We start from the raw sequence: 17,675 nt of genomic DNA, 5'->3' as shown, positions 1-17,675 counted from the left end.
CGATCTCCTCAGGGAGCGGGAGTAGAGCGCTTCGCGCGTCGATCTCCTCAGGGAGCGGGGGGCACGGGGGCTCGACGGAGCCAGCGAGGACGGGCGGATGCTCAACTCCTTCCCCGATGGAATCACGGGCCGGGGTCTCCCGGAAAGGACGATAAGGTGTCCCCGTGACGAAAAGCGTTTACATTGCCTCATCGGAGCGGCAGGTCAGCAAGTCGTCGATCGCCCTCGGCCTCATCGACCTGTTCGCCCGCCAAGTGCGTTCCATCGGCGTCTTCCGCCCGCTCGTGCACTCCACCGAGTCGGACCCGGTCACCGAAGCGCTCCTCTCACAGAAGGGCGTCAAGGAGAAATTCGACGACGCCGTCGGCGTCACCTACGAGGACTACGCAGCCGATACCGGCGACGCCATCGACACCATCGTCGCCAAGTACAGCACCCTCGCCGCGGCGCACGACGCCGTGGTGGTGCTCGGCTCCGACTACGAGGACATCGAGACCCCGTCCGAGTTGGGGCACAACGCCGTGATCGCCGCCAACCTCAACGCCCCTGTGCTGTACGTGTGCAAGGCCCTGGGCCGCACCGTCGAGCAGGTGGCGCGCCTGGCCGAGTCGGCCATCGAGGCGTACGAGGCCAAGCACAACACCGTGATCGGCATCATCGTCACCCACGTCGACGAGGCGGACGCGGAGTCGCTGCGAGCGGCCCTCCGCGCCGTGCGGGACGTGGCGATCTCCGTGCTTCCCGAGGATCCGGTCCTCACCGCGCCGCTGGTGGGCGCCCAGTTCGACGCCGTGGACGCAGTCCAGTGGTTGGGCAAGCCGGAGTTCCGCTCCCACGAGTCCCTGCACAACATCGTGGCGGGCATGACGCTGCCCAACCTGCTCCCCCGCCTCAAGCGCGAGGCCACCGTCATCATGCCCGCGGACCGCCTGGATCTGCTTCCCGGCCTGGTGATGGCGCACCGCTCCCCGGACTATGGTCCGCTGGCGGCGCTGATCCTGACCGGCGGCTTCGAGGTGCCGGAGTCGGTCTCCAAGCTCTTCGCCGACTCTGAGATCGATCTGCCCATCGCGGTGACCCAGCGCGACACGTTCTCCACCGCCGTGCGGCTGCAGAGCGTCCAGGGCACCTCGACGAGTTCCCCGCGCAAGATCGAGGTGTCGCGCGCGCTGTTCTCGCAGCATGTCGACGAGGCCGCGCTCCTGGCTGCCATCGACCTGCCGCGCACCGAGATCCGCACGCCCACCATGTTCGAGCACCAGATCATGCAGATGGCGCGCACCCGCAAGCAGCGCATCGTGCTGCCCGAGTCGGCCGACGACCGGGTGCTGACGGCCGCGGCCGTCGTGCTGCAGCGGGCTGTGGCGGACATCACCCTGCTGGGGGATTCGGCGAAGATCAGCCGTCGCGCCTCCGAGCTGGGCCTGAACCTCGCCGACGCCACCGTGGTCAACCCCGAGGATCCCGAGCTGGCGGAGAAGTTCTCCGGCGAGTACGCCAGACTACGCTCCCACAAGGGCGTGAGCATCGAGAAGGCCCGTCAGACGTTGAAGGATCTGTCCTACTTCGCCACCATGATGGTGCACTTCGGCATGGCCGACGGCATGGTCTCGGGGGCCATCAACACCACGGCCAACACGATCCGCCCGTCGCTGGAGTTCATCAAGACCACCCCTGGGGTCTCGGTGGTCTCCGGGTCGTTCCTCATGTGCATGAGCGATCGCGTCCTGGTCTACGCGGACTGCGCCGTCAACCCGGATCCCACCGCTGAGCAGCTGGCGGACATCGCCATCTCGTCGGCCAAGACGGCGGAGAGCTTCGGCATCGAGCCGCGGGTGGCCATGCTGTCGTACTCGACGGGCGACTCGGGCTCCGGCGCGGAGGTCGACAAGGTCCGCGAGGCCACCCGCCTGGTGCGGGAGCGGGCACCCGAGCTGAAGGTGGAGGGCCCCATCCAGTTCGACGCCGCCGTCGACGAGGTGGTGGCGAAGAAGAAGATGCCCGGCTCCGAGGTCGCGGGCCGCGCCACCGTGTTCATCTTCCCGGACCTCAACACCGGTAACAACACCTACAAGGCCGTCCAGCGCACCTCCGGTGCCGTGGCCATCGGCCCCATGCTCCAGGGTCTGCGCAAGCCCGTCAACGACCTGTCGCGCGGCGCCCTCGTCGACGACATCGTGTCCACCATCACCATCACAGCCATCCAGGCCCAGGCGGTCTGAACCCGAAGAAAGGGCGTCATGTCCCAGCCGATCCTCCTGCTCAACTGCGGGTCGTCGTCGATCAAGTACCAGTATCTCGACCCCGCGATCGGTGTGCCTCAGGCCGTCGGCATCGTGCAGCGGATCGGGCAGGACGTCTCCACCATCACCCACGAGGTGGGTGAGGCGGAATATCACGACGAGCGCCCGTTCGCGAACCACACGGAGGCAGTGGCAGCCGTGGTGGCGATGTTCCGGGACCACGGACCCAGCCTCGACCACGTGACGGCCGTCGGTCATCGCGTGGTGCACGGCGGGGCGAAGCTGGTGCACTCCACCCTCATCGACGACGACGTGGTGGCCCAGCTGGAGGAGCTCTCCGGCCTCGCCCCCCTGCACAACCCGCCTGCTGTGGCCGGCATCCGCGGCGCGCAGGAGGTCCTGCCTGGTGTGCCGCACGTGGCGATCTTCGACACCGCCTTCTTCTCCACCATCCCGCCGGCGGCCTACACCTACGCCGTCGACTACGACACCGCCCAGCGCCTGGGTGTGCGGAAGTACGGCTTCCACGGCACCTCGCACAGCTTCGTGTCCAAGGAGGCGGCGAAGTTCCTCGGACGCCCGCTGGAGGAGACGAAGATCATCGTGTGCCATCTCGGCAACGGGGCGTCGATCTCGGCGGTCGACGGCGGTGTCGCGGTGGACACGTCCATGGGTCTCACCCCTCTGCAGGGCCTGGTGATGGGCACCCGCTCCGGGGATGTGGATCCTGGCCTGCACGCCTACCTCGTGCGCAACGGGATGACCATCGACGAGGTCGACGACCTGCTCAACAAGCAGTCCGGCATGGGCGGGATGTGCGGCTACACCGACATGCGCGATGTCGCGGCCCAGATCGAGGCCGGCGACGAGCGCGCCAGGCTCGCCCTGGACGTCTACGTCCACCGGCTGGTCAGCTACATCGGCTCCTACATCGCCATCCTCGGCGGATGTGACGCGCTGGTCTTCACCGCCGGCGTGGGCGAGAACGCCGCGCACGTGCGGCGGCCCGTCATCGACCGGCTGAAGGGCCTGGGCTTCGAGCTGGACGTGCACGCCAACCTGGTGCGCTCCAGGGAGCCCCGCGAGATCTCCACCCCGGCGTCCAAGGTGCGCGTCCTCGTGGTACCCACCAATGAGGAGCTGGCCATGGCCCGCGAGACGGTCGCGGTCACCGCGGCCGCCGAGTAGTCAGGGACGCCGTCGACAGACTGCGCGGGCCGGCTGGTTGTGGCACCCCCACAACCAGCCGGCTCTTTGATTGTCGGACTACAACGAACGGGCGCGTCAGGGCGCCGTACGCATCGCGGCGACCCTCCCGGGTGGCGTACCTTAATCCCATGGCTTCAGCACTGATCACGGGCGGGACTTCAGGCATCGGACACGCGTTCGCGCGCGAACTCGCCGGCCGCGGGACGCACCTGATCCTCGTTGCCCGCGACACCGACAGGCTTGAGTCCGTGGCCGCGGAGTTGCAGGCAGAGCACGGGGTCGACGTGGAGGTGATCAGCGCGGACCTGGCCGTCCGGGCCGATGTGCTGCGCGTGGCTGAGCGTCTCGAGGATCCCGCCCGCCCCGTCGACCTGCTCGTCAACAACGCGGGGTTCGGCCTGCACACCACGCTGCTGGACAAGAACGACATCGACATGCACGCCAAGGCCCTCGACGTGATGTGCCTGGCCGTCCTGATCCTCGGCGGCGCCGCCGCGAGGTCGATGCGCGCGCGCGGCCACGGCCGGATCATCAACGTCTCATCGACGGCGGGCACCATCTTCACGGGCAACTACTCGGCGGTGAAGGCCTGGTGCACCACCTACTCGCAGGCCCTGGCGCTGGAGCTCAGCGGCACCGGCGTCACGTCCACCGCGCTCTGCCCGGGGTGGGTGCGCACCGAGTTCCATCAGCGCGCCGGCATCCGGGCCACGTCCCTGCCCAGCATCGTGTGGATCGACGCCGAGACCCTGGTGCGAGGGGCGCTCGCGGACGCCGAGAAGGGGCGCTACGTGTCCGTTCCCACCCTCAAGTGGAAGGTGGCCAACTTCATCGCCGTCCACGGCCCGCGGTCGTTCACCCGCTGGTTCTCCCACAAGCTGAGCGCGTCGCGGAAGAAGCACTGACGTGGCCAAGGACGTCGATCCGGCCAATACCAGGTACACCTCGAAGGTTCAGGCCACCACGCGCCAGACGGCCCAGATGCTGCTCCTCAAGCCGGCGCTGCTGCGGATCCTGAAGATCCACGTGCACGGGTTGTCCAACCTGGACGGGTTGGAGGGCGCGTTCGTGGTGTTCGGCAACCACTCCTCGCACCTGGACGCCCCGCTCATCCTGTGCTCGCTGCCCACCCGGCTGTCGAAGTTCGTCGCCACCGGCGCGGCCGGCGACTTCTTCTTCGACAACTGGATGAAGTCGATGTCGATGTCGCTGTTCATGAACGCCTTCGCGATCGACCGCGGCAAGGGCGGCAAGGGCAAGCGCGGCATGTCGGCGCAGCTTCTCGACGACGGGGTGCCGATCCTGCTGTTCCCGGAGGGCACCCGCTCCCGCACCGGGGCGATGGCGCCCTTCGTCCCGGGCGTTGCGTCGCTGTGCATCTCCCGGGGGGTGCCCGCACTGCCCGTGGCCCTCGTCGGAGCGTTCGACGCGTGGCCTTCGCGGCAGAAACACCTCCCGAAGGGCCGGCCCGAGGTGCACGTGGTGTTCGGCCGCCCCATGACCCCGTACCCGGGCGAGATCGCCCACGAGTTCAACGAACGGATGCGCCGCCAGGTGCTCCAGCTCCATGACACCACGGCCCGCGCCTACGGCAAGAAGACCCTCGCCGAGTATGCCCGCACCGAGGCCATCGAGCTGGCCCAGAAGTCCCACATCGCCGCCTTGGTTGAGGATGCCAAGGAACAGGCACATAAGCAGGAGGATCGATGATCGACGGCGTCAAGCAGCAGAAGTGGTGGGGTTGGGGTGAGGAAGGCAAGGCCTACCGCTACGAGGACAAGCCGAAGTTCCCGCCCTTCGTGATGAAGATGGTGGGCGTGGACATCACGGCCCCCGTCGAGCCCATCCCTCCGTTCTCCTCCCTGGAGGTGCCCGCCAGCCGTCTCTCGGACACGCTGAGGGCCGAGCTCGCCGGGATCATCGGCGAGGGCTTCGTGCAGACCGACGACGAGACCCGCGTCGTGCACGCCTTCGGCAAGGGCGTCCGTGACCTCCTGCGCGTCCGCAGCGGCCTGCTGGGACGCATCCCGGACGCGGTGCTCTACCCCGGAACGCAGCGCGAGGTGGAGCTGCTCGTCGACGCGGCTGTCGCGGCCGACGCGGTGCTCATCCCGTTCGGCGGTGGGTCCAACATCGTCGCCGCCCTGGAGGCGCAGCCCGGTGAGACGCGTCAGGTGCTGTCGGTGAACCTCGGCCGGATGAGCAGAGTGCTGGAGATCGACGAGGTCTCCGGGCTCGCTCACATCGAGGCGGGCGTCTTCGGGCCGGACATGGAGGACCAGCTGAAGGCACGGGGCTGGACGATGGGGCACCACCCGGACTCGTTCGTGTGGTCCACGCTGGGCGGCTGGATCGCCACCCGGTCCTCGGGCATGCAGTCGGACAAGTACGGTGACATCGCTGACATCTGCCGCGGTCTCACCATGGTCATGCCCGGCCAGGTGCTGACGCTCCGGCCGCTTCCGTCGTCGTCGTCGGGTCCGAGCGTGCGGGAGATGGTGCTGGGGTCTGAGGGCCGCCTGGGGATCATCACGTCGGCGTGGGTCAACGTGCACCGCATCCCGGAGGTGCGGGAGCTGCAGGCCTACTTCTTCGCCACGTACGAGGACGGCCTGCGGGCCTGCCAGGAGATCGTCGAGTCTGACGCCTCGGTGATGATGGCGCGCGTCTCTGACGCCGTTGAGACGCAATACATCATGGCCAACGGGAAGAAGTCCAGCCGGCTGGGCTCGCTCAGCAGCAAGGCCATCCAGCGGATCATGCTCCAGAAGGGCTGGGATCTGGAGAAGATCGCCATGAGCTTCGTGGGCTACGAGGGATCCCCCACGCACGTGCGCTACGAGAAGGGCCTCGTGGCCAAGATCGTGCGCAATCACGGCGGGATCGGCGTCGGCAAGGGCCCCGGCTCGCTGTACGACCAGAAGAAGTACGACACCCCCTACATCCGTGACTTCATGCTGGACCGCGGCCTGGTGGCCGACGTGTCCGAGACCACCACGCCGTGGGCCTATGTGGAGCAGATCCACACCAACACTGTCGCGGCGTTCCACAAGGCGATGGCGGAGATCGGGGTGCGCGGCGTGGTGTTCTGCCACCTCAGCCACTCCTACCATTCGGGGGCGTGCCAGTACTTCACGTTCGCCATCGCCGACAAGTCGGACAACGCCATGGTCACCTACGACGTGGCCAAGCGCGTGCTGCAGCAGTCGTTCATGGACAATCACGGCACGGTGTCGCACCACCACGGCGTGGGCGAGGAGCACAGCCCCTGGATGGATCAGGACATCTCTCCGGCCGGCGTATCCATCCAGCGTGCACTGTTCGACGGCGTGGACCCGGGGCACAACCTGAACCCTGGCAAGATCATCCACGAAGGCCGGCCGGGCATCTCGACCAACTCGCTGGACGCCTGACCCCCACGACTGACGAGACCCTCGGATCCGGCACCTGTGTGCTGGATCCGAGGGTCTCGGTTCGTCTGCGGCCTCGTTGGTGCCCTCCCCCCCGGGGGACACCCTCCCCGATGCGAGGCCACAGCCTCGCACCCCCCCGGGGCGGGGATCGCCGACATCTCCGAGACTAGGCACCAACCCGCCGCGTGGACGAACCACCAGCTGTACGAGAGTGCACCGGTTACACAAACCCGTTGTCAGGCCCACGTGTCGCGGGGCCCGTCCATGCGGGACGACCCGCCGAATCCGCGGGGGGACGGGGCAAGTATCGTGCCGCCATGCAGCCACCACTGAGCCGCGAGGCCCTCGCCGAGCACATCGGCGCGGCGCGACACGCCACCAACCTCTCGATCCGCCGAGCGGCGTCGCTGGCGAAGGTGCCGCCGTCGACCGCCCAGGGCTGGTTCGAGGGAAGGCTGCCAACACCGGCGCTCACCTCCAACTTCCTCGACCTGCTCGAGGCACTGGGGCTGGTGACCTCGCCGGAGGAGCGCGAGGCCTGGCAGCGGGCGGTGGCATCCGCCAGGTCCGCCCCCGTCGTCGAGGCGTCCCCCTTCGTGGGCCTGCGCAGCTACACGGCGCAGGAGAGCGCCGTCTATGTGGGCAGGGAGCGCGCCTACCAGGCTCTGGTCGAGGCCTGCCTGCGTGACGACGCGCCCCGCCCCGTCGTCGTGCTGGGAGACTCCGGCGCCGGAAAATCATCGCTGCTCGCCGCGGGCCTCATCGGCACCGCCTGCGCCCCGGATGGACCGCTGGCTGCGTTCACGCCCATTGCCGTGCGCGTGGCCGACCTTCACACGCTGACGCTCCCGCCGGGCCGGGTGCTGCTCGTGGCGGATCAGGTGGAGGAGGCCGCTGCACTCCCCGCCGCCGAGCGCGCCGCGTTCTTCGACGCCCTGGCCGGGCTGCCGCCTCGCGTGACGTCGGTGGTGGCGATCACCGCCGACGCGTTCGGGTTCGCCATGCGCGACGAGCGGCTCGCGGCCTCGCTCGCGGCGCCGATCCTCGTCGGGCCGCTCAGCACGGTCGAGTACACCCGCATCATCGAGGAGCCCGCCCGCCGGCACGGCCGGACCGTCGCGCCTGACCTGGTCCGGCTCATCCTGCGAGACCTGCGGCTCTACGGGGAACCCGCACCCGGCACCGCGCTGCCGCTCCTGTCCAGCGCAATGCGGCGCTGCTGGGCCGCGGCGCACGGCGCCACCCTCACCCCCACGCACTACCTCGCCATGGGCGGGCTGTGGTCGGCGCTCGATGAGGAGGCCGAGGCGGTCCACGCCGGCCTCACCGAGCAGCAGAAGCCGCTGGCCCGGAGGCTCCTGCTCGCCCTGATCCAGCTCGACGGTGACCGTGTGCTCCGCGGCAGGCTGCCGTTGGAGGACCTCTCCGAGGAGATGTCGCCGATCGTCGACGCCTTCCTCGGGTCGCGCCTGTTCACCCTGTACGGCGGCAGTGTCGCGGTGTCCCACGACGCCCTGCTGACCCGCTGGCAGCGTCTGCGCGGCTGGATCGACGAGGAGCGGGCGTCCCTGCTCATCGCGCGCCGCATCCAGATGGCGGCCCAGGTGTGGGAGGAGGGCGGCAGGCAGGACGACGCCCTGATGCCGGTGGAGGCCGAGCTGTGGAGCACGTGGGCCAGGCAGGCCAGCGCCCCGCTCCTGTCGGCCCGGGAGAACAGCTTCATCGCCGCCAGCCTCGACCTGGCAGACGCCCAGCAGCGCGCGCAGGCCGACACGATCCGCACGCTGCGCCGACGGCAGCAACTCGCCGTCGCCGCCGCCGCGATCGCCATCGCGATGCTCGTCGTGGCGGTGGGGGCCGGCCTGCAGTCTTCCAGCCTGCGCCAGGCCGCACAGGCCTCGGAACGATCGGCGCAGGCGCGGCAGCTGGCGCTCATCGCCGACGAGATCCGGCCGTCCGCCCCCAACCGCGCGGCGCAGTTGAGCGTGGCCTCCCTGGCACTCGACGAGAGCGTGGAAAGTCGCTCGGCGGTGCTCAAGTCAGCCGGCACCCCACTGTCGACGCGGTCCGTCGGGCCGAGTGGGACCACCATGGTGTCCCACATCGACGGGGCGGATGTGACGCTACGCGCTGACAGCTCCGGGAGCGTGACGCTGTGGCGCGGCGGCTCGATCACGGGCGAGGCCGAGACGTTCGACAGCGGCGGCGGCCAGCTGTTCGTCCTCGAGGGCGCGACCGTGGCGGGGCGCGCCCTGGTCCTGGTCGGGGGCCAGCAGACCGCTGCAGTGTGGGACGTCACCGGTGAACCCACCAGGCTCCTGGAGTTGGGAGACGACACCGTCGCGTACAGCGCTGCGTGGTCCGGTCCAACGGTCGCCGTCGGCACCCTCGAGGGTGACGTGCGCCGTGTGGACCTCACGGACCCGGATGCCCCGGTGCCGTTGCCCGATCTCAGCCTCGACGAGCCGATGGCGGTGACGGGGTTGGCGATGACGCCCGAGACCGTCTTCGTCGGTGGCGTGAGCGACACCGTGACGGTGTTCGGCGTCGACGGCACGCGGCAGGCCGATCTGGCCGTCGCCGGCACCGTGATCTCGATGAACGCCTCTCCGGACGGCAGCGAGGTGCTTGCTGGGACCACGCAGGGGTTCGGCTACCGCTTCGCCACGCCGCCCGCCGGCCCCTCCCTGATCGACTCGGTCGAGTTCGAGGCCTCAGCCAACGCAGTGCGGCACCTCGGGGACCGGCTCCTGGTCGGAGGGGCCTTCGGGGAGCTGCGTGAGTACCTCCCCGGGTGGGAGTTGGTGCGCAGTTTCCCCGAGCCGACGGTCGTGACCAGCCTGGGTGCGCGCGGCGATGTCCTGCTCGCGGGCGCGACGGGCGGCGCGGTGACCGCCTGGCCCACGGCTGAGGACCCGAGGGTCCTGCAGCTGGCGGAGGGCCGCTTCTTCGGTGTGTATGGCGGCGCCGACGCCGTGATGCTGGGCTCCTCCTCCGGCGGGCTGGTGCTGGGACGCGACGACGACGCCTGGGTGGAGCTCCCCGTCGAGGCTCCGGCCGACGGCGACACCTACAACGGCTTCGCCATCCTGAGCGAGGATGCCTCCGTGCTGGTCAATCTCACCGAGGGCGGCACGCTGGTCACCCTCGAACGGACCGAGGACGGGTTCGAGGCGGTGGACCGTATGCCCGGTCAGGGCGGTCTGGCGGATGTCGAGGTGTCCGCGTCGGGGCGTTATCTGTCGCTCGGCTACCGCGGCGAGCCCGGCTACCGCCTCTTCGAACGCGACGGGGACGGCTGGGCGCTCGTCAGCGTCCTGGAAGACACCTGGCCCGGCGGGTCGGGGTTCACACCCGACGAGAGCACGTTCGTGGCCATGCACGTCGACGGCAAGTCGGCCGTCCTGTGGCGGCTCACCGACAACGGCCCGGAGGAGGCCGCCACCCTGACGTTGGCGGACGACGCCATTCCCATCGACTACGCATTCTCGGCTCGAGGCACCCTCGCCGTCGGCGACACCGCGGGGCGGATCACCGTCTTCGATGTCTCCACGCCTGAGGCTCCGCAGGTCCTGCACGAGCTGAACCAGGCGCAGTCCGAGTTGACGCAGGTGGGCTTCGGACGCGGCGGCGACCTGCTGTACGCCGCCACCCGGGCGGGGCGGCTCTGGGTGTGGCGCATCGATGACGGCTCGGCGCGCCTCGAGCTGTCGCTGAGGCCGGAGGCCACCAACCTCACCGGGGCGGCGTGGGTCGACGGCCACTTCGTGATGGCGCTCAACGGGGGCCGCGCCGTCGCCTGGCCCGACGACCCGAAGGCCGCCGTCGAGGACCTGTGCGGCCGGTTCGGGTCCCGCGTGTCACAGGAGGAGTGGGATGCGCTGGTGCCCGGGGTCGAGCTGACCGACGGCTGCTGAGGGGGCGTTAGACTCGCTGCCATGCTCACCGTGCTGTCGCCGGCCAAGTCGCTGGACTTCGAGTCTCCGCTGCCCACGAGGAAGCGGTCCGAGCCCAGGCTGCTCGGCGAAGCCAGCGAGCTCATCGAGATCATGCGCGAGAAGTCCCCGTCGGACATTGCGGCGCTCATGCACATCTCCGACGACCTGGCCCACCTCAACGCCACCCGATACGCGGAGTTCACAGCCGACCACACACCCCGTAGCGCCCGGCCGGCGGTGCTGGCCTTCAACGGTGACGTGTACCAGGGCCTGGCTGCGCGGACCCTGGACGAGCGGGACTTCACCGAGGCCCAGAAGACGCTGCGCGTCCTGTCCGGCCTATACGGTCTCCTGCGCCCGCTGGACCTGATCCAGCCGCACCGGCTCGAGATGGGGACCCGCCTGGAAACGGGGCGGGGCCTTTCTCTGTATGACTGGTGGGGCGATCAGGTCACCGACCTGCTGCGTCGCGACCTCGACGAGTCGCCCGGCGCCGACGTCCTGATCAACCTGGCCTCGCAGGAGTACTTCGCATCGGTGCGGCCCGAGCGCCTCGGTGCCCGCATCATCAGCCCGCGCTTCGAGGACCGGGACCCGCACGGGAAGCCTCGGGTGGTCAGCTTCCACGCCAAGCGGGCCCGCGGCACCATGGCCGGCTGGATGATCCGTGGCCGGGTGCGCACGCCCGGGAAGCTCGCGGACTTCGACGGCGACGGCTACGCCTACGATGAGGCCCGCTCCACGAAGGACCAGCCGGTCTTCGTCCGATGAGCCCCTCCGAGTGGGGTGGAGCCGGCCCCGATGGGCGAGGTGCAGCCTGGCCCCGACGACTGAGAGGCGGATCTGGTGGCGTAGTCGACACCAGATCCGCCGCCTGAGACTCCTGCTCCAGCAGACGGGGGGCTCGCGCGACACGACGGACCAAATCCCCACCCGCCCGCATGCGGCGGGTTGCGTGGAATACGCTACGCGGGTCAGCACACCCCCACTCCCTGAAGGGAGGGCACATGTCCGAACCCAAGACCGCGAACCGTGAGGTCTTCCACTCACGAAACGTGTTCATCCTCGCCGCCATCGGCTCCGCCGTCGGCCTGGGCAACATCTGGCGTTTCCCGTATGTCGCCTACACCAACGGCGGCGGCGCGTTCGTCATCCCCTACCTGGTCGCTCTGTTGACCGCAGGCATTCCGCTGCTCTTCTTCGACTACGCGCTGGGGCATCGCTACCGCTCCGCTCCCCCGCTTGCTCTCCGTCGCGCCGGGAAGAAGTGGACCGAGGTGTTCGGCTGGTGGCAGGTGCTGGTGTGCTTCGTCATCGCCGTCTACTACGCCGCCATCCTGGCCTGGGCCGCGATGTACTTCTTCTTCAGCTTCACCGAGGCCTGGGGCGACGATCCGGGCGGCTTCCTGATGGGCGAGTTCCTGCAGGTGGCGGAGACGCCGAGCGTCGGCTTCGACTTCGTGCCTCAGGTCGCTATCCCGATGGCTGCGGTGTGGATCCTGGTCATCGCGGTCATCGCGCTCGGGGTCAAGCGGGGCATCGCCCGCGCCAACGTGATCATGATTCCGCTGCTTGTGGTCATGTTCCTCGTCCTGGTCATCCAGGCTGTCACCCTGCCGGGCGCGATGGATGGCCTCAACGCCTTCTTCACCCCGAACTGGGCCGCCTTGGGAGACCCAGGGGTGTGGGCCGCCGCCTACGGCCAGATCTTCTTCTCGCTGTCTGTCGGCTTCGGCATCATGATCACCTACTCGTCCTACCTGAGGCGCCGCACCAACCTCAGCGGGTCCGGGCTCGTGGTGGCGTTCGCCAACTCGGGCTTCGAGCTGCTCGCCGGCATCGGCGTGTTCGCGGCGCTCGGCTTCCTCATGCAGGCCACGGGCCAGCCGATGGAAGAGGTCGCGGCCGGCGGCATCGGGCTCGCGTTCATCGCCTTCCCCAGCATCGTGTCTTCGACGTCCTTCGGACCTCTACTCGGCGTACTGTTCTTCGCCTCGCTGGTGTTCGCCGGGTTCACCTCGATGATCTCCATCGTGGAGGTCGTGGTCGCGGCTATCCAGGACAAGCTCGGCCTGGGCCGACTCAAGGCCACGCTGGCCGTCAGCGTGCCGATGGCACTGGTCTCGATGCTGCTCCTCCCCACGACGACGGGGCTCTACTTCCTGGACATCACGGACGAGTTCATCAACAAGTTCGGCATCCTCGCCGGAGCCTTCTCGATGGTGGTCGTGGTGGCCTGGGTGCTACGCAAGCTGCCGCTGCTGCAGCGCCACGTGGACCGCGTCTCGAGCATCCGCTTCGGCCGGCTCTGGCTGGTCCTGGTGGGCGTTGTGGTGCCCATTGTCCTGGGATACATCCTGGTCAATGAGGTAATCACCAAGGTCACCGCGCCCTACGGTGACTACCCGCTGGGCATGCTGGGCTTCTTCGGCTGGGGCATGTCTGCGTTGCTGATCGTCGTGGCCGCGGCGCTGGCGTTCACGCCGTGGAAGCGTTCCACCATCACTCACGTCGACGAGGATGCTCTCGACGCCAGGTACGAGGAGATCATGGCGAAATGACCACCACCGCACTGATCATGATGATCATCGCAATGCTCACCCTGTGGGGCGGGCTCGCCGCTTCGATCGTGCACCTCGTGCGCACGCCGGAGGTCGTCGTCGACGAGGGCGACGACTGACCTTCAGAAACCGACGAAGGGGGCGGGTCGACCATCAGGTCGGCCCGCCCCCTTCGTCTCCCGACCCCGTGGGGGTCTCAGGCGTGCAGGGGCGCCTGGGCGATGCTAGAAGCCGGTGGTGGCGAAGAGCCCGAACATGAGGACCAACCAGACGATGGTGAGGACCACCGAGGCGATCTGGATGATGCCCAGGATCTTGCCGATCAGATAGCCGATCTTCAGGGTTCCGTCCCACTGATACGGCGCGCCGGACTCGATCTGTCTCTTGATCTGGCCGCCCATGTACCAGGCGACGAACGGCACGATGGGCACGAAGAAGCCCAGAATGCCGAGCACCAGGATGGTGGTGGCCTGAGGGTGTTCCGGGTAGCCGTAGCCGTAGCCGGGCTGCTGGCCGTAGGCCTGCTGGCCGTAGGGCGCCACGCCGTAAGACGGCGGGACTCCCTGGCCGTAGGCCTGACCGTAGGGGGTCTGGCCGTAGTCGGCGCCGTAGGAGGGCTGGGCCGGATCGCCGTAGGCCGGCTGCGCGTAGCCCGTCGCGGACCCGCCGTCGCGCGGCAGCTCGCCATAGGTGGGCTGCGCGTAGGGATCCGGGGAGCTCGGCGGGTAGATGGGCATCCGCTCGGTCTGGCCGCTCTGCTCCAGGGGCTGCGCGTACGGGTCTGCCGACCCGGGGTAGGTGGGCGACTCCTGCGGATCGGGCTGGCGGAATCCGGGCTGGTCGGACATGGTGCTCCTTCAAAGGCGTTGCTACCTCATGATTGTCCTGGATCGGAGGTCCACACGCCACCCGGTGACGCCCCTGGCCCGGCCCTGGTTCCGCGTACGAGCGGATCAGGGGGAGGGCCCAGCTCCGCTGGCTGACTTGACGACAAGTCCGGTTGGGCGTGTCAGGGAACTCCAGTGCGGTGAGCCGGGCCGCTCCCCGCGGGTTGAGCCGGGCCGCTCCCCGACGCTTCTATGCCGTGTCAAGTCGGGCGGCCATGTTCGATCACAGAGGGTCCCGCTCCCCGAGAGCAAGGGTGGAGGACGTCAGGGCGGCGCCGCGTCGCGGTGCCCAACCCGACGACCACCCAACCGGCATCCCGCCCGAGCAGACCCGACCCCAACGCCGCCCTGCCGGCCCGCACCCGGGACCAGGCAACGCCACAGGAGAACGAGTGCGGGGAGACGGGAGGCGAGGCCCGGGCGGCCTCAACAACCCAGCCACCAACCAGACCAGCAGCCGACACGGGACGCTGGACAACGGCCGCCCGGGCCTCGACTCACGGCTCCCGCATCCGACCACGAGAACTGCGTGAAGGTGGTAGTCACAACCCTTCGAGACGGCACCCGCGCCTTCGGCGGCGCGCCTCCTCAGGGAACGATGGGGACGCACCACGCCGCTCCGCGGGCGGCCCTCCTCAGGGAGCGAAACGAGGGGCGGCCGGCAGCACACTGCTGCCGACCGCCCCATCATCCAGTTGCGGTCAGCGCTGCTTCAGCACCGCCTTCGCCGCCGCGAACCGCGCGATCGGCACCCGGAACGGCGAGCAGCTCACGTAGTCCAGGCCAACGGAGTTGAAGAACTCGATCGAGTCCGGATCCCCACCGTGCTCACCGCAGACACCGGTCTTGAGCTTCGGCTTCACCGAGCGGCCCTTCTCGACGCCCATCTGGACGAGTTGGCCCACGCCCTCGACGTCGATCGTCTCGAAGGGGTTGCGCTCCAGCACGCGCTCCATCACGTAGGTGGTGAGGAAGCCGTTCTCGGCGTCGTCACGCGAGATGCCGATGGCGGTCTGGGTCAGGTCGTTGGTGCCGAACGAGAAGAAGTCCGCGAACTCGGCGATCTTGTCCGCCACCAGCGCGGCGCGCGGAAGCTCGATCATGGTGCCCACCGTGTAGTCGAGCTCACGGCCGGCCTTGGCCAGCTCGTCCTCGACAGCCGCGACGACGATGGCCCGCTGGGTCTCCAGCTCCTGGGTGAGCGCGACGAGCGGGATCATGATCTCCACGCCCACCGTCTCCCCCTCACGGTCCAGCACCGCGAGCGCGGCGCGGACGATGGCGCGGGCCTGCATGTCCGGAATCTCCGGGTACAGCATGGCGAGGCGGCAGCCGCGGGTGCCGAGCATCGGGTTGATCTCGTGCAGCCTCTTGACCTGGGCGAGCGTCGCCTTGGCGTCTGCCAACTCCTGCGCGTCCCCACCCTGCAGCTCCAGCCGCTGCACCAGCAGCGACTGCTCCACGAGGTTTGGCAGGAACTCGTGCAGCGGCGGGTCCAGCAGGCGAACCGTGACCGGCAGCCCCTTCATGGCGGTGAAGATGCCCTCGAAGTCCACCTGCTGCATGGGCAGGATCTCGGCGAGCGCGGCGGAGCGCTGCTCCGGGCTCTCCGCGAGGATCATCTTGCGCACCGCGGGAAGGCGGTCCTGCGCCATGAACATGTGCTCGGTGCGGCAGAGCCCAATCCCCTCGGCCCCCAGCTCGCGGGCCTTCGTCGCGTCCTCGAAGTTGTCCGCGTTGGCGCGCACACCGAGGCGGCGCACCTCGTCGGCCCACTCGACCACACGGGAGAAGTCCTCATTGATCTGCGGCGGAATGAGCTCGAGCTCCTCGCCGTAGACGAGGCCCTCGGTGCCGTCGAGGGTGATGATCTCGCCCTCGGCGATGACCCGATCACCGATGGTGAGGGTCTTGCCCACAGTGTCGATCCGGATGCCCTGAGCGCCGGCCACGCACGGCTTGCCCATGCCGCGGGCCACGACGGCCGCGTGCGAGGTCATACCGCCGTGGGCGGTGAGGATGCCCTGGCAGACGATGACGCCGTGGATGTCGTCAGGGGTGGTCTCGAAGCGGACGAGGACCACGGGCTCGCCGCGACCCCCGCGCTCGGCCGCGGTGTCTGCGTCGAAGACCACCTCGCCGACGGCGGCGCCGGGCGAGGCGGGCAGGCCCTGGGCGATGGGCGTCTTGCCGTGATGCGGGTCGATGGCCGGGTGCAGCAGCTGATCCAGCTGTCCGGGCTCGATGCGCATCAGGGCCTCCTCCTGCGTGAGCAGGCCCTCGTCGACGAGGTCCGAGGCCACCTTGAGGGCGGCTGCGGCGGTGCGCTTGCCGTTGCGGGTCTGCAGCAGGTAGAGCTTGCCGTTCTCGACGGTGAACTCCATGTCCTGCATGTCGCGGTAGTGCTGCTCCATCTTGTGCATGGTGGCGATCAGCTCGTCGTAGGCCTCGGGCAGCACCTCCCTCATCTCACCGAGCGGGCGGGGGGTGCGGATGCCGGCGACGACGTCCTCGCCCTGGGCGTTGACCAGGAACTCGCCGTAGAGGGCCTTCTCGCCGGTGGAGGGGTCGCGGGTGAAGCAGACGCCGGTGGCCGAGGTGTCGCCGCGGTTGCCGAAGACCATCTGCATGATGTTGACCGCGGTGCCCAGGTCCGCCGGGATGTTGTGGGCGCGGCGGTAGACGTCCGCGCGGGGGTTGAGCCAGGACTTGAACACGGCGTCGATGGCCCGGTTGAGCTGCTCGACGGGGTCCGAGGTCCACTCGCCGCCCAGGTGGTCGTTGGAGATGTCCTTGAAGGACTGGACGAGGCCCTTGAGGTCCTCGGCGGACAGGTCAGTGTCCAGCTCGACGCCGCGCTGGTGCTTGAGTGCGGTCAGGGCATCCTCGTAGGCATGCCCGGGCACGCCCTCCACCACTTCGCCGTACATCTGGATGAAGCGGCGGTAGCAGTCCCACGCGAAGCGCTCATTGCCGGACTCCGCGGCCACCGCGGCCACCGACTCGTCGGAGATGCCCAGGTTGAGGATGGTGTCCATCATTCCTGGCATCGAGTGGACGGCGCCGGAGCGGACGGAGACGAGCAGCGGCTTCTCGCTGCCGCCGAGCGTGCGCCCGGTGCGCTCCTCCAGGCGGGCCAGACCGGCCGCGATCTGATCCGAGAGGCCCTCCGGCCATTCGCCCTTGCGCTTCATGGTCTGGACGCAGGCCGTGGTGGTGACGGTGAACGCGTCGGGCACGGGAACGCCCACGCGCTTCATCTCCGCGACGCCGGCGCCCTTACCTCCGAGGAGGTTACGCATCGTGGCGTCACCCTCGGACAGGTCATAGATGTAACGATCCTCGCTCATGCTGGGGAAAATCTCCTTTGACAACCCTGGGGACCTCGATGTCCCCATCCGTCGCCCAGCCTAGACCCGACGCC

At 69.0% G+C, this 17,675-nt stretch carries 11 protein-coding genes; 9 read left to right on the top strand and 2 right to left on the bottom strand.

Annotated features, from left to right (window positions below):
• Window positions 1–164 precede the first annotated feature (164 nt).
• The 9 genes from pta to H5399_RS01945 all read left to right on the top strand — a co-directional run bounded on the left by pta (window position 165) and on the right by H5399_RS01945 (window position 13,483).
• A complete protein-coding gene (gene pta / locus H5399_RS01985) occupies window positions 165–2,222 on the top strand; it encodes a phosphate acetyltransferase (protein ID WP_182781347.1) in 2,058 nt (685 codons plus the stop codon).
• A gap of 18 nt (window positions 2,223–2,240) precedes the next feature.
• The gene (locus H5399_RS01980; protein WP_182781346.1) at window positions 2,241–3,431 is read left to right on the top strand and encodes an acetate kinase; all 1,191 of its coding nucleotides are present in this window, start codon (window positions 2,241–2,243) and stop codon (window positions 3,429–3,431) included.
• A gap of 149 nt (window positions 3,432–3,580) precedes the next feature.
• On the top strand, window positions 3,581–4,357 hold the full coding sequence (locus H5399_RS01975; protein ID WP_182781345.1) for an SDR family oxidoreductase: 777 nt from the start codon (window positions 3,581–3,583) through the stop codon (window positions 4,355–4,357).
• Between the two features lies 1 nt (window position 4,358).
• Window positions 4,359–5,162 (top strand): lysophospholipid acyltransferase family protein, encoded by an 804-nt coding sequence (locus H5399_RS01970; RefSeq protein WP_370585666.1) that lies wholly within the window; start codon window positions 4,359–4,361, stop codon window positions 5,160–5,162.
• Complete coding sequence (locus tag H5399_RS01965) at window positions 5,159–6,865, top strand: FAD-binding oxidoreductase (protein WP_182781344.1); 1,707 nt, start codon at window positions 5,159–5,161, stop codon at window positions 6,863–6,865. The genes H5399_RS01970 and H5399_RS01965 overlap by 4 nt, the downstream gene beginning before the upstream one ends.
• Before the next feature lie 317 nt (window positions 6,866–7,182).
• A complete protein-coding gene (locus tag H5399_RS01960) occupies window positions 7,183–10,782 on the top strand; it encodes a hypothetical protein (protein WP_182781343.1) in 3,600 nt (1,199 codons plus the stop codon).
• Between the two features lie 21 nt (window positions 10,783–10,803).
• Window positions 10,804–11,574 (top strand): peroxide stress protein YaaA, encoded by a 771-nt coding sequence (gene yaaA / locus H5399_RS01955; protein ID WP_182781342.1) that lies wholly within the window; start codon window positions 10,804–10,806, stop codon window positions 11,572–11,574.
• A gap of 236 nt (window positions 11,575–11,810) precedes the next feature.
• Window positions 11,811–13,364: a sodium-dependent transporter gene (locus tag H5399_RS01950; protein WP_182781341.1), complete on the top strand. Its 1,554-nt coding sequence runs from the start codon at window positions 11,811–11,813 to the stop codon at window positions 13,362–13,364.
• The gene (locus H5399_RS01945) at window positions 13,361–13,483 is read left to right on the top strand and encodes a methionine/alanine import family NSS transporter small subunit (protein ID WP_182781340.1); all 123 of its coding nucleotides are present in this window, start codon (window positions 13,361–13,363) and stop codon (window positions 13,481–13,483) included. Before H5399_RS01950 ends, H5399_RS01945 begins: the two co-directional genes overlap by 4 nt.
• Window positions 13,484–13,588: 105 nt before the next feature.
• Here the strand turns inward: H5399_RS01945 and H5399_RS01940 are convergent, their stop codons facing one another.
• Window positions 13,589–14,212 carry a hypothetical protein gene (locus H5399_RS01940; protein WP_182781339.1) on the bottom strand — a complete coding sequence of 208 codons (624 nt, stop codon included), beginning with the start codon at window positions 14,210–14,212 and terminating at the stop codon, window positions 13,589–13,591.
• A 740-nt stretch (window positions 14,213–14,952) separates the two neighbouring features.
• On the bottom strand, window positions 14,953–17,601 hold the full coding sequence (gene ppdK, locus H5399_RS01935) for a pyruvate, phosphate dikinase (RefSeq protein WP_182781338.1): 2,649 nt from the start codon (window positions 17,599–17,601) through the stop codon (window positions 14,953–14,955).
• Between the last annotated feature and the right edge of the window lie 74 nt (window positions 17,602–17,675).

The sequence above is a fragment of the Tessaracoccus sp. MC1627 genome, from assembly GCF_014164725.1.
Lineage (GTDB): Bacteria > Actinomycetota > Actinomycetes > Propionibacteriales > Propionibacteriaceae > Arachnia.
This window is presented reverse-complemented; position numbering and strand designations above follow the sequence as displayed.